This window comes from Pseudomonas sp. GM74 (assembly GCF_000282455.1).
Taxonomy (GTDB): Bacteria; Pseudomonadota; Gammaproteobacteria; order Pseudomonadales; family Pseudomonadaceae; genus Aquipseudomonas.
The window spans coordinates 74,619-87,384 of sequence record NZ_AKJG01000047.1; the positions used below are offsets into that span (position 1 = coordinate 74,619).

General features: G+C 61.3%; 12 protein-coding genes. 8 read left to right on the forward strand and 4 right to left on the reverse strand.

What is annotated here, in order from left to right; translation table 11 throughout:
• Window positions 1-98: 98 nt before the first annotated feature.
• Both PMI34_RS17295 and PMI34_RS17290 read left to right on the forward strand, forming a co-directional pair.
• A complete protein-coding gene (locus PMI34_RS17295; protein ID WP_008049039.1) occupies window positions 99-2,750 on the forward strand; it encodes a sensor histidine kinase in 2,652 nt (883 codons plus the stop codon).
• Window positions 2,751-2,798: 48 nt separating this feature from the next.
• On the forward strand, window positions 2,799-3,488 hold the full coding sequence (locus PMI34_RS17290; RefSeq protein ID WP_008049040.1) for a response regulator: 690 nt from the start codon (window positions 2,799-2,801) through the stop codon (window positions 3,486-3,488).
• A gap of 91 nt (window positions 3,489-3,579) precedes the next feature.
• Here the strand turns inward: PMI34_RS17290 and PMI34_RS17285 are convergent, their stop codons facing one another.
• Window positions 3,580-4,617 carry a patatin-like phospholipase family protein gene (locus PMI34_RS17285; protein WP_008049041.1) on the reverse strand — a complete coding sequence of 346 codons (1,038 nt, stop codon included), beginning with the start codon at window positions 4,615-4,617 and terminating at the stop codon, window positions 3,580-3,582.
• Between the two features lie 220 nt (window positions 4,618-4,837).
• On the opposite strand from PMI34_RS17285, the gene PMI34_RS17280 reads away from it, so the two are divergent.
• The 3 genes from PMI34_RS17280 to PMI34_RS17270 all read left to right on the forward strand — a co-directional run bounded on the left by PMI34_RS17280 (window position 4,838) and on the right by PMI34_RS17270 (window position 7,017).
• A complete protein-coding gene (locus tag PMI34_RS17280) occupies window positions 4,838-5,116 on the forward strand; it encodes a hypothetical protein (RefSeq protein ID WP_008049043.1) in 279 nt (92 codons plus the stop codon).
• Window positions 5,117-5,230: 114 nt separating this feature from the next.
• A complete protein-coding gene (locus PMI34_RS17275) occupies window positions 5,231-5,989 on the forward strand; it encodes a CHAD domain-containing protein (protein WP_008049045.1) in 759 nt (252 codons plus the stop codon).
• Window positions 5,990-6,219: 230 nt separating this feature from the next.
• Entirely contained in the window at window positions 6,220-7,017 is a 798-nt protein-coding gene (locus tag PMI34_RS17270; protein WP_008049046.1) for an acyl-CoA thioesterase, read from the forward strand.
• On the opposite strand, the gene PMI34_RS17265 is transcribed toward PMI34_RS17270, so the two are convergent.
• The 3 genes from PMI34_RS17265 to PMI34_RS17255 form a co-directional block, all read right to left on the reverse strand.
• The gene (locus PMI34_RS17265) at window positions 7,018-7,383 is read right to left on the reverse strand and encodes an Mpo1-like protein (RefSeq protein ID WP_008049048.1); all 366 of its coding nucleotides are present in this window, start codon (window positions 7,381-7,383) and stop codon (window positions 7,018-7,020) included.
• A 220-nt stretch (window positions 7,384-7,603) separates the two neighbouring features.
• Window positions 7,604-9,085, reverse strand: a complete 1,482-nt coding sequence (locus PMI34_RS17260; protein ID WP_008049049.1) for a methyl-accepting chemotaxis protein — start codon at window positions 9,083-9,085, stop codon at window positions 7,604-7,606.
• A 128-nt stretch (window positions 9,086-9,213) separates the two neighbouring features.
• Complete coding sequence (locus PMI34_RS17255; RefSeq protein ID WP_008049050.1) at window positions 9,214-10,023, reverse strand: TatD family hydrolase; 810 nt, start codon at window positions 10,021-10,023, stop codon at window positions 9,214-9,216.
• 224 nt (window positions 10,024-10,247) lie between these two features.
• On the opposite strand from PMI34_RS17255, the gene PMI34_RS17250 reads away from it, so the two are divergent.
• From PMI34_RS17250 to PMI34_RS17240, 3 genes are all read left to right on the forward strand, one after another.
• Complete coding sequence (locus PMI34_RS17250; protein ID WP_008049051.1) at window positions 10,248-11,669, forward strand: transglycosylase SLT domain-containing protein; 1,422 nt, start codon at window positions 10,248-10,250, stop codon at window positions 11,667-11,669.
• Window positions 11,670-11,772: 103 nt separating this feature from the next.
• The gene (locus tag PMI34_RS17245) at window positions 11,773-12,207 is read left to right on the forward strand and encodes a DoxX family protein (protein WP_008049052.1); all 435 of its coding nucleotides are present in this window, start codon (window positions 11,773-11,775) and stop codon (window positions 12,205-12,207) included.
• A gap of 248 nt (window positions 12,208-12,455) precedes the next feature.
• The gene (locus tag PMI34_RS17240; RefSeq protein WP_008001428.1) at window positions 12,456-12,764 is read left to right on the forward strand and encodes a hypothetical protein; all 309 of its coding nucleotides are present in this window, start codon (window positions 12,456-12,458) and stop codon (window positions 12,762-12,764) included.
• Window positions 12,765-12,766 lie beyond the last annotated feature (2 nt).

A 12,766-nucleotide genomic window follows, 5' to 3' on the forward strand; every position in this document is an offset into this window, starting at 1 on the left:
TCCCACAATTGGAGTGCGTACTCCTGTGGGAGCGGGCTTGCTCGCGAAGACGGTTTGACAATCACTACATCAACATCTGAAAGACGAGAACTCCAAGCATGAGCAACTCCGGCCGCGCCGACGCGCTGTTAGCAGACCTGCCCCGCGATGGCCGTGGCCGGCTCAAGGTATTTCTCGGTGCCGCGCCAGGTGTCGGCAAGACCTACGCCATGCTGCAAGCGGCCCACACCCAGTTGCGCCAAGGGGTGAAAGTCATTGCCGGCGTCGTCGAAACCCATGGCCGGGCGGAAACCGAAGCACTGCTCGGCGGCTTGTCGCAGCAGCCGTTGGTACGTTCCGAGTACCGTGGCGTGTTGCTTGAAGAAATGGACCTCGACGGTCTGCTCCTCGCCAAGCCGAAGCTGGTGCTGGTCGACGAACTGGCGCACACCAACGCACCCGGCAGTCGTCACGAAAAACGCTGGCAGGACATTCAGGAACTGCTCGCCGCCGGCATCGATGTGTACACCACGGTCAACGTTCAGCACCTGGAAAGCCTCAACGACCAGGTGCGCGGCATCACCGGCGTGCAGGTCCGCGAAACCCTGCCGGACTGGGTATTGCAGGAAGCCTATGAATTGCTGCTGATCGACTTGCCTCCACGGGAGCTGCTCGAGCGTCTGCGCGATGGCAAGGTCTATGTACCGGAGCAGGCGCGGGCGGCCATCGACGCGTTCTTTTCCCAGACCAACCTGACAGCCCTGCGCGAACTGGCGATGCAAACCGCGGCGGCGCAGGTCGATAACGATCTGGCCCAAGGGTATCGTCAGTTGGGGCAAGCGGCGCCGGCCGTGCGCGGGCGTTTGCTGGTGGGGGTCGACGGCGATGCCCAGGCCGAGCGCCTGGTGCGTCATGCCAGTCGTGTGGCCCAGCGGCGGCACCTGCCCTGGAGCCTGGTGCACGTGGACAACGGCAGCGTGCGTGACGAGCAGTCACGCCTGCGTCTGCAGAGTGCCCAGCAACTGGCCGAGCGCCTGGGCGGCGAGGTGGTGTTGCTGCGCGCCGGTGAAGTGGCGAAAACCCTGATCCAGCATGCAGCTGAACGCCGCGCCAGCCTGGTGCTGGTCGGCCAGTCCCGGCCGCGGTTGCGCCGGCGTCTGTTCGGTGGTGGGTTGGCGGCGCGACTGCTGCGCAATGCGCGCGGGCTGGAGATCAATGTTCTCGACAGCGATCACCAACAGCTGCAACCCCATCAGCGGTCGATGCATTCACTGGTCTGGTTCGACTACGCATTGGCCGTGGTCGCGACGGTACTGGCCAGCGCCCTGGCCTGGGCTGTGGCGAGCGTGCTGCCATTGCCGAATATCTCTCTGGTGTTCCTTGCGGCGGTGTTGCTGGTGGCGGTGCGCAGCAGCCTCGGTCCGGCGTTGGCCTGTGCGGCGCTGTCGTTCCTGACCTATGACTTCCTGTTCATTCCACCGACTTTTTCTTTCAGCATACAGCGCGAAGAAGACGTGCTGACCTTGCTGTTTTTCCTGTTGATGGCGGCCCTCACCGGCAACCTCGCGGCGCGCCAGCGCAGGCAATTGCAGGCGCTGCGCGATACCCAGGAAGAGACCACTGAATTGCTCGACCTGTCACGCAAACTGACTGCCGCCACCGACCGCCAGGCCGTGGTCAGTGCGGCCGCCCAGCACCTCAACGGTTGGAGCGATGTGCAACTGTGCCTGCTCAATCGCGATGGGCAGAGTGGCTGGAAAGTCGAAACCGGTGGCCCGCTGGAGTTCAGCGAAGCCGAGCGCGCCGCCGCCGACTGGGCCTGGCAGCACGATCAACCCGCGGGTGCGGGCACCGGTACATTACCGTTCGGCCGCTGGTGGTGGTGGCCATTGTCGGTGGAAGACGGCCCGCTGGCGTTGCTTGGCGTGTGCGCCAGGGAAGGCCAGACCCTGAGCGGCCAGCGCCGACGCTTGTTGACCGCGCTGAGCCAGCCGCTGGCCCAGGCGCTGGCCCGGGCGCAACTGGCCGATGATCTGGAAGCGGCGCGGCTGCACGGCGAAACCGAGCAACTGCGCAGCGCCTTGCTGGCTTCGGTGTCCCACGATTTGCGCACTCCGTTGACGTCCATGCGCGGCAGTATCGATAGCCTGCTGGCCCTGGGTGAAGCGATCCCGCTGGAGGACCGGCGTGAGTTGCTTGAGGGCACCCGCGATGAAGCCGAGCGCCTGGACCGCTACATTCAAAACCTGCTCGACATGACCCGCCTCGGCCACGGAGCCCTGAAGCTGGCGCGGGACTGGGTGTCACCGGCGGATATCGTCGGCAGCGCGCTCAATCGCCTGCGGGCAGTTCTTGCGCCGTTGCAGGTCACTACCGAGGTGCCGGCCGAGTTACCGCTGCTGTATGTGCATGCCGCGCTGATCGAACAGGCCCTGATTAACGTGATGGAAAACGCCGCGCGGTTTTCGCCACCCCACGGGCGCTTGCAACTGCGCGCCGGGGCCGATGACAGTGAGCTGTTTTTCTCGGTCTGCGATGAGGGCCCGGGGATACCGGAAGAGGAACGGGCGAAGATTTTCGACATGTTCTACACCGCGGCCCGGGGGGATCGTGGCGGGCAGGGTACCGGGCTGGGGCTGGCGATTTGTCAGGGCATGGTCGGTGCCCATGGCGGGCGCATCAGCGTCGCCGACGGCATCGAGGGGCGCGGCACCTGCATCACGTTGCACTTGCCGCTACAGGCTCAGCCGGGATACGAAAGTGAAGCCTGACCGCGCTTGCGCTACTCTCTTGCAACTTCTTTGTTTTGATGTGAATTCATGAGCCAGACCGCGACCATTTTGGTCATTGACGACGAACCGCAGATCCGCAAGTTCCTGCGCATCAGCCTCGCTTCCCAGGGCTACAAAGTGCTGGAGGCGGGTACCGGCAGTGAAGGATTGGCGCAAGCGGCGTTGAACAAACCGGACTTGCTGGTGCTCGATCTTGGCTTGCCGGACATGGACGGCCAACAGGTATTGCGCGACTTTCGCGAGTGGTCGACGGTGCCGGTGCTGGTGCTCTCCGTGCGCGCCGGTGAAGGGCAGAAAGTCGAGGCCCTGGATGGCGGCGCCAATGACTACGTGACCAAGCCATTCGGCATTCAGGAGTTCCTGGCGCGGATCCGGGCGTTATTACGCCAGGCGCCCGCAGGCGAGGTGCAACAGGCGGCGCTGAGCTTCGGTCCGTTGACGGTCGACCTGGCGTATCGCCGGGTGTTGCTCGACGATGTCGAAGTCGCGCTGACCCGCAAGGAGTACGCCGTGCTGGCGCAACTGGCACGGCATCCCGGGCGGGTGATCACCCAGCAGCAATTGCTCAAGGACATCTGGGGACCGACCCACACCGAAGACACTCACTACCTGCGCATCGTGGTCGGGCACTTGCGCCAGAAACTGGCGGATGACCCGACCCGGCCAAGGTTTATCGTCACCGAGGCGGGGGTGGGGTATCGGTTGTTGAGTGAATAGTTTTGAAATTTTGTGGTGACTGATCTGGCGCTTTCGCGGGCAAGTCGGATCGCGAAGTGGCTCTGGTAGTCACCCGAGAACTTTCAGACTTTCAATTCTGCTCATTCTCATACCGATCCAGCGTATCCCGCGCAATCTCCCGTCCCAGCGCGATCAGCTCCGGCGCCTTGTAGAACTCGAAAAACCGGCACACGCGCTTGGGCACGTTGATCAGGATGTCCGGCGGATACCCGGCAATTTTGTATTGCGCCAGCGACGTCTGCATCACCTCGAAACTCTGGTTGATCAAATCCAGCAAGGACGCTGGCCCGACGTTGTCGATGATGAACGAACCGGTGGCGGAGCGGGGCGCGCCACTGGCTTCCGGAGCGGCGGCGGGTTGCTGCGCTTCGGGCTCGGCGGATTCGATCCACGGATTGATGTCCGCCCCTTCGGCCCTCAGGGCTTCCTGCTCGAGGATCAACAATTGCTCGGCCTGTTTGCGGCGGAACGGCAGCTTCGAGCCCAGGGAATTGATCAGGCTGTCGAAGCGGATCTTGAAGGCGGCGGGACGCTGGATGACCGGCAATTGATAGTGGCGCTGGTTGGTGGAGTTGAGGTTGACCGCAATGATCAAGTCGCAATGACTCGACACCACCGGCACGATCGGCAGCGGGTTGAGAATGCCGCCATCGACCAGCATGCGGTTGCCCTGCATCACCGGAGTAAACAGGCTGGGAATCGCTGCCGAGGCGCGCATGGCCTGATGCAGGCAACCTTCCTGGAACCAGATTTCCTGCTGGTTGGTCAGGTCGGCGGCCACGGCGGTGTAGGGGATACGCAAATCTTCGATGTTGATCTCTCCGACGATCTTGCGGATCTGCCCGAAGACTTTTTCGCCACGAATCGCCCCCAGACGGAAACTGACGTCCACCAGGCGCAACACGTCGAGATAATCCAGGCTCTCGATCCAGTCGCGGTAATCATTGAGTTTGCCGGCGGCGTAGATCCCGCCCACCACCGCGCCCATGGAGCAACCGGCGACACAGGCAATGTCATAGCCGCGCCGTTCGATCTCTTCAATGACGCCGATATGCGCATAACCCCGGGCTCCACCCGAGCCCAATACCAGTGCGACACGCTTTTTCATGGATCGCCCTCGTTTGAATGGTTCAACAATGCACCCATCGAGGGTCATGCTTCAATCGCCATGGTCGTTCGAGGGGACAAGTGCGTCGTATTTTCGACACTCCATGGCGGCACATGGTTATTCTCGTCAGCGCTATAGTTGCATAGCGGACCAACGGCACTTTTCAGGTGCCACACCGTCTTACCTGCACGACTGTTGACCTATCTTTGAGGAATGAGTGATGAAAGCCTGGATCTGCTTGCCATTGATTGCCCTGGCACTCGCCGGTTGTGCCGGCAAAACCGCATATCGCGACAGTTGCGGGAGTAACCTGGATGCCGCGTGGCATGAGCTGGACCTGGCCAAGGCTGAAGGTTTCGCCGGGACCGTCAGCTACTCCAAGGCCTTGTCGCTGTTGACCGCAGCCAAGACCCAGCAGCAATTCGAGGGGTTCGAAGGCTGCACCAAAAAAGCCGAGAAGGCCCGTTTCTATATTCGTGAGTCGCGCGCGGGGCGTTGAAAGCGAAAGGCGGCTACAAGCTCTAAGCTGAAAATTGCGAGACCCATCGAGCTTGCAGCCTGGAGCTTGCAACCTGGAGCTTGCAACCTGGCGCTGTTTACGGAGTAAACCCCCATGATCGATCGCTTGGTGGCTCAGATTCTGGGCCTGGAAGTTCGTCTGCTGGCCTGTCAGGCCCGTTTGAAAGAGCGTACTGATCCTGAAGCGTTACACGACCTGCGCACAACCATGCGGCGGTTGCGCAGCCTGCTACGACCTTTGCGCGGGCTGCCTGGCGTCGAACAACTGGAAGCGGCGGCCTCCCGGGTGGGGGATCTGACCACACCGTTGCGTGATCGCGAAGTGCTGGCGGCGTACTTGCTCCAGCACCATCAACCCCAAGCCGCACAGTGGCGCATGGCGCAAATGGCCGAGGCCTATCCGGCCGTGGCTGCCAGCCCCGAGCTCGCGCAAATGCTGATCGTCCTCGATGCTTTTCCGCGTTTTCTGCGTGCCGCCCAGCGCCAGGGACTGCTCAAGGGCCTGCGCAAGCGTATCCAGAAACGCCTGGGCAAGCAGTGGAAAAAACTCGACGAGGCACTGCACGATCCGACCCATGACCGTCATCGGCTGCGCTTGCTGATCAAGCGCGTGCGCTATGGCATCGACGCTTACCCCGAGCTGGACCGTTTGCCGAAAGCGGCCATGCCCCGGTTGAAATCGGCCCAGGGCGCGCTGGGCGACTGGCATGATTGCGTGCAATGGTTGGCCATGTCCGAACGGGAAGCGGATTTGCAGCCCTGTGTTGCAGTGTGGCAAGCCACCATGGCCGAGGCGGAAAGCCGTGCGGACCGGGTGCTGGAAAAACTCAGCCGCGACTGCTTCAAATCCTGATCACCACCGATCAAATGTGGGAGCGGGCTTGCTCGCGAAAGCGGTGTGTCAGTCAGCATTGATGCTTAGGCTGATGGCCTCTTCGCGAGCAAGCCCGCTCCCACAGGGTTTTATGTTCGATATGAAACCTGCGCGACTTATCTGTCAGTCAATTTGTCCGGAATAGGCGATGTATCCATCTCGCCAGATGGTTAAGATCCCCTCATCTTTTTCCGACCCCTGAGGTTTTCATGCGTTTTTCCGAACTGCTTGACGCTGTCCGTAGCCAGCCGCTGGAGCTGTCTATTCCGGCCTCCTGGGGCCAGGGTCGCGCCAGTTTCGGTGGCGTGGTGGTGGCTTTGCAGTACGAAGCCATGCGCGCCCGGGTTCCGGCGGATCGGCCGGTGCGTTCGTTGGCGATCACCTTTGTCGGCCCGGTTGAGCCCGAAGTACCGGTCAGTTTTGAAGTCGACGTATTGCGCGAAGGCAAGGCCGTCAGCCAAGTGCTGGGCCGGGCGGTGCAGAAGGGCCAGGTGGTGACGTTGATCCAGGGCAGCTTCGGCGCCTCGCGCCCTTCGGAAGTGGCGGTGGCCGCTGAGCCGGCACCGGAAATGAAGCACTGGGACGAATGCCAGGAATTGCCTTTCGTCGAAGGCGTCATCCCGGAGTTCATGCGCCATCTGGCGATGCGCTGGAGTGTCGGCGGGTTGCCGTTCAGCGGTAGCACATCCCGGCAAATGGGCGGCTGGGTACGCTTGCGCGGCGACGTAAAGGAGGAAGCTATCGGCGAGGCGCATATCCTGGCGCTGGTGGACGCCTGGCCGCCGGCCCTGATGCCGTTTTTGAAGAAGCCGGCGATGGGCAGCACGCTGACCTGGACCATCGAATTCGTGCAGCCGTTGCTGGAACTGACCACCCTGGACTGGTGCAAATACCTCGTCGAAACCGAATACGCCGCCGACGGCTACGGGCATGCCGCCGCAAAAATGTGGAGCGCGGATGGCCGGTTGATCGCCATGAGCCGGCAGACGGTGACCGTGTTCGCCTGATCAGTGACGGCGGTGGCGCTCACGCCAGGCGCGCCACCAGCCACCGCTGAGGAAGAACCGCGGAAACGTCAGGAACTGCTCGACCAACAGGCGCGATACCGCATCCTTGCGATCACTGAAGGGTTCGGAGGCTTGGGTCTCCAGGCTGTGGCCGTGGCGTTGCAAGGCCAGCGCCGCAATCACTCCGATCACGCCGATAGCGATGTTTGCCAGGCTCAGGCTGAACACCCCGGACACAATCAGCAGAAATGCCACGATGAACAGCGGCACCGCGATCAGGTGCAGCACCAGATTGGTCGGGTGCTGATGATTGTTCGGGTACGCTCGCCATTGCCAGGCGGGTAGGTTGGGGTGACGTTTGCCCATGATGCCGATCCTCGATCCATGTTGAACACATGTAAGAAGAATAGGCCCGGTCTATGCTGGCGGCGAATCAAGGCTGGCTATTGGCTTGATAGGAGCCATGACTGGAAAAGATGGTGCCGGTTCTGACGCCTTCGCGAGCAAGCCCGCTCCCACATTTTGACCGTATTCCAATGAAAGAACGCGGTCACCTGTGGGAGCGGGCTTGCTCGCGAAAGGGCCCTCAAAGTTTGAGCTGACCGATAGCCTTGCTCAACTCCCCGGCCAACGCCGCCAACTCATTGCTGGTGGTCGCCGACGTCACCGTCTGCTGCACCGTGTTCTCGGTCACGTCACGGATGCTCACTACCGCCCGGTTCATCTCTTCCGCCACCTGGCTCTGCTGCTCGGCCGCCACCGCGATCTGCGTGTTGCTTTCACGCATCTGCGCCACCGCGCTGGTGATCTCGGCCAATGCCGCGCCGGCCTCTTGCGCCTGTTGTACGCAGTCGTCGGCCTTGAACGAGCTCTCTTGCATGAAATCCACGGCGTCCCGCGTGCCAGCTTGCAATGCCGACACCATGATCGTTATTTCATCCGTGGAGGCCTGCACGCGTTTGGCGAGGTTGCGTACTTCATCGGCGACCACCGCGAAACCGCGACCCATCTCGCCGGCCCGGGCCGCTTCGATGGCGGCGTTCAATGCCAACAGGTTGGTCTGCTCGGCGATGCTGTGAATCACGTTGACCACGCCATTGATCTTCTGGCTGTCCTCGGCCAGGCGTTGAATCATCTCGGCGGTCTGCTGGACACCGGTTGACAGTCCGGCAATCGAGCGCTGCACCCGCGTCACGACCTCTTGCCCGCTGCCGGCCAGGGTATTGGCCGATTGCGAAAGGTCACGGGTGGCACCCGCGTGTTGGGCGATGTGATAGACCGTGGCGGTCATTTCATTGATCGCCGTGGCGGCCTGATCGGTTTCGCTTTGCTGGCCCAGCATGCCGTGGCGCACGTCATTCATGCTGGCCGCCAGCCGTGCGGCGCCGATGTCCAGTTGTCGGGCGGTGCTGGCGACGGTGTTGACCACCCGTTGATAACCGGCCTGCATGGCGTTGAAGGCGTTGGCCATTTGCCCGACTTCGTCGCTGCAAGCCAATGGCACGCGGGCCGACAGGTCGCCGCTTTTCTCCACGTGCAACATGACGTCTTTCAAAGTGTTGAGCTGGCTGAGTAAGAAGCGGATCAATAACTGCGATGCGCCGAGCATTGCCAGCATCAGGATGAACACGGCCAGCGCGTAGTTGGCGAAGCGCTCGCTGAATACCTGACTCAGGCTTGGGCCGTGGGCAATTACGGCGACCTGCTGGCCGTCGGCACGGGTAAACACTTCGGCACCCATCAACGGATTGTCACCGAACAGCGGCATCGAGTTGATCTCGACCCAGCCGTTTGAGTCGGTGAGTTCGAGCACGGGTTGTCCATCCAGTGACGGCGCCTGTCCGCGACTGAATGTCAGGAGGTTATGGGCTCTGGGTAGCGGCTGCGCGGCAGGCCAGTCACCCAGCAATCGCGCTTGTGCCTGGGCCGAGGCCTGGGACGCATGACTACGGGCCTGCTGTTCAAGCTGCACCGCGTACAGCACTAACAACAGGGTGGTGACGAACGCGACGGCATTGACCGCCCAGAATTTGTATTTCAGCGAGATATTGCTAAGCCAGGCACCCATGGAGGTCTTCTCTGATAGCGGAAACAGTTTTGGCAAGGTGCCAGTATTGTGCCGCCATGCAGAATTCGGATTTTGATACAGGTCAATGTGGGAGCGGCGGTGCGGCGATCCCACAGAGGGTTCTGTGTTTACTGTGGGATTGATGGCAAGCCGTAGAACGCCCGTGCGCACGCGGTGGTGTGCGCCGCCAGGTCTTCCTGGCTTTCCCCGCGATGCAGCGCCACTTCGCGCAATACTTCGGTCAGGTACGCCGGCTCGTTTCGCCCGTTTTTCGGCTTGGGGCGAAGGCTGCGCGGTAGCAGATACGGTGCATCGCTTTCGAGCATCAGGCGCCCGCGCTTGATCTCCTTGACCAACGGATGCAAATGCGTGCCCCGGCGCTCGTCGCAGATCCAGCCGGTGATGCCGATGTGCAGATCGAGGTCGAGGTAGCTGTACAGCGCCTTCTGTTCGCCAGTGAAGCAGTGCACCACCGCGGCCGGCAGTCGATCGCGGAAGTCGCGCAGGATTTCCAGCAATCGCTGGCTGGCGTCGCGTTCGTGCAGAAAAACCGGCAGCTGCAATTCAACGGCCATGGCCAGATGTTCTTCCAGGACCTTTTCCTGCTGCGGGCGCGGCGAGAAATCACGGTTGAAATCCAGCCCGCATTCACCCACGGCCACCACATTCGGCTCGTTGAGCAAAGTGCGCAAACGTCGGGCGCTGTCGGCGTTCCAGTCGCTGGCGCAGTGAGGGTGAATACCGGCGGTGGCGAACAGGCGCTGGGCGCTTTCGTCCAGTTGCCGGCACAGTTCGAGGGCCTGTTCACTGCCCTCGACACTGGTGCCGGTCAGCACCAGTTGGCACACGCCGGCTGCGTAGGCGCGATCGAGTACGGCCTGGTGTTTGTCGGCAAAACTGGCGTTGGTCAGGTTGACGCCGATATCGATGAGTTGCATGGTACTACCTCGGCCCAAAGGCCGGAAAGCATATCAGAGCCGTGGATTTATAAGAAAAGCCAAGAACTACAACGGGTTAACGCTGTCTCTTGAGCCGTGGACCAGGCTGGGTTGGTAGTTTTGCCATCATTGTGCCAGTCTTTCGTGCGTTGTCAGCGCCCTGGGCGCCCTGTTTTTGTCGCCGCGCTTCATTGAAGCGGCCTCCTATTCTTTCCGGAGAGTGGATGATTCGTCCCTCGGTTTTGCTACTGCTGTGTTGTTCGCTGCTACTGCCGATGACGGCGGTCGCGCGTCTGCCCGGGCCGCTGCAAGCCGTACCGGCCAGCAAGGTGCGCGACCTTGCCGAAATTCGCAGCAGCCGTGTGCTGCGGGTGTTGGTCAACCAGAGCCGCAACAGTTCCGGCGAAGTCCAGGGGCAGGCGATCGGGGTTGAATACCATCGCCTGAGAGCGTTCGAGCAATACCTCAACGGCCACGCCCGTGACGGTCAGGAAATCACCCTCAAGATCATTCCCAAGGCCAAGGATCAACTGCTCGGCGCCTTGCAGCGCGGGGAGGGCGATCTGGTGGCGCCAGGCGAGTTGCTCGATCTGCAACCGGGGTTCGCCGTCAGCACCAGTGAGCCGATTGCCAGCAACATCCCGTTGGTCCTGGTGGGCATCAAGGGCGAACGCCGTTACACCCGGCTTGAACAGCTTTCCGGCAAGACCCTGGCATTACCCGCCGGCAGCGCCGCCGGGGATGCCGTCAGCCAGATCAATCAAAAGCTCGCCCTGCACAAACTGCCACCGGTCAACGTCGAGTGGGTCGATCCGAGCCTTGCCGTCGAGGACGTACTGGAGATGGTCCAGGGCGGTATCTTTCACCTGACCATCGTCGAGCAACCGATTGCCGAACGCTGGGGCAAGATCCTGCCCAAGCTGCGTTTCGACAAGCAGGTCGTCATCAGTGAGCCAGGCGAAGAGTTCTGGTTCGTGCGCCGCGATGCGTCGATGCTGCGGGCCAGCATCAATCGCTTCCTCACCGTCTACAAAAAACCATCGGATCAGGACGCTGCATTCCTGCGCATCTATCGTCGTCTCTATCAAGTGCACTATCCATTGGCCAAGGCGGATCGGCAGCGCCTGGAAAAACTCCGCCCGGTGCTGCAGAAACACGCCGATGCCCAGGGCATGGACTGGCTGAACCTGGCGGCGCTGGCCTTCAAGGAGTCAGCGTTGCAGCCCACCGCCCGCAGTGGCGGCAGCCCGACCGGCCTGATGCAGATCACGCCTTCTGCGGCGCAGCGGGTGGGGGTCAGCAATATTCAGGACGTAGACGGTAATGTGCAGGCCGGGGCCAAGTACCTGGCGATGATCCGGCGCAAGTTCTTTGCCAGCCCTAAACTCAACGAGCGCGAACGCATGGCCTTCGTGCTGGCGGCCTACAACATCGGGCCGGAGCGGGTTCAGGGCATGCGCACCGAAGCCCGGCGGCGAGGCTTGAATCCCAACCAGTGGTTCTTCCAGGTCGAACGCGTGGCCATGGAGCAAGTGGGTATGGGGCCTGTCAGCTATGTTAATAGCGTGAACAAGTATTACTTGGCGTTCGATCGGGAGCGGGAGTCGTTGGAGCCCCAGGGGCAAAAGGTTGCCTCACGCAAATGATCAACTAATCTGATTGTTATTATGGGTTTTTTACGCTTTTAACATGTGAATTACTGATTAATATAGCGGCCAACCAACACACACTTACAAGGAATGAAACAGCATGAGCACTCTGATCAACAAGGTACTGTCCACCCGCGCTGGCTATGGCCTGACTGTTCTGCGCATCGTGGTCGGCATTATTTTCGCCGCTCACGGCTCGCAGAAACTCTTCGGGGCATTCGGCGGCTATGGTCTGGCTGGAACCGCGCAGTACATGGAAAGCATCGGACTGACGCCGGGTTACCTGATGGCGGCACTGGCGGGCGGCACCGAATTCTTCGCCGGCCTGGCCCTGATCATCGGCTTGCTGGTTCGCCCGGCCGCGCTGGGCCTGATCTTCCTGTCGCTGGTCGCGATTTTCTCGGTGCACATCAGCAACGGTCTGTTCATGGCCAACAACGGTTATGAATTCGCCCTGGCGTTGCTCGGTGGCAGTATCGCGGTATTGATCGAAGGTGCGGGCAAACTCTCGGCGGACCGTGCCATTGCCGGTTGACCGCTCTGGCTCAACGAAAAGGCCCGCATTGTGCGGGCCTTTTTTTGTTGAGCGTCATTCTTGACACTGTCCAGTCAGCTTCTCTAGGATGTTGCTCATGCGCCGATTTAAACAGCTACTTGCGGGGCGCCAGGTGACTCATCCAGTTGCCGATAGAAGCCGGAACAGGCTTCGAAATACCGCTAAAGCGCTGGTTCGGTGTTGCCTCTCACCTGCCATGCAGACTTTTGAGGCAGAGACACGACACAATGAATGCACTAAACCCCGTTGTACGTCCCGCGCCGATCACGGCACACCTGACCCAGCGCAATCCAAAAATCCTGCTTGGCGGCAAACATCAGCCGACGCTCTTGCGTTATCTCGATGGCTGGCCACGTCGTACCGGCGGTCCCGCTGCCTTCCTGATCCAGTTTGTCGAAGACGGTGAGTCCCTCGCTCGTTTCGCCGACGACAGTTTCGATCTGGCAGTGATTCAGTCCCCCAGCCTCGAAGATGCGCCTGAAGTGATCCGGCAACTGACCCGCGTTGCCCGGCAAGGGTTGATTACCCGGCGTTAAGG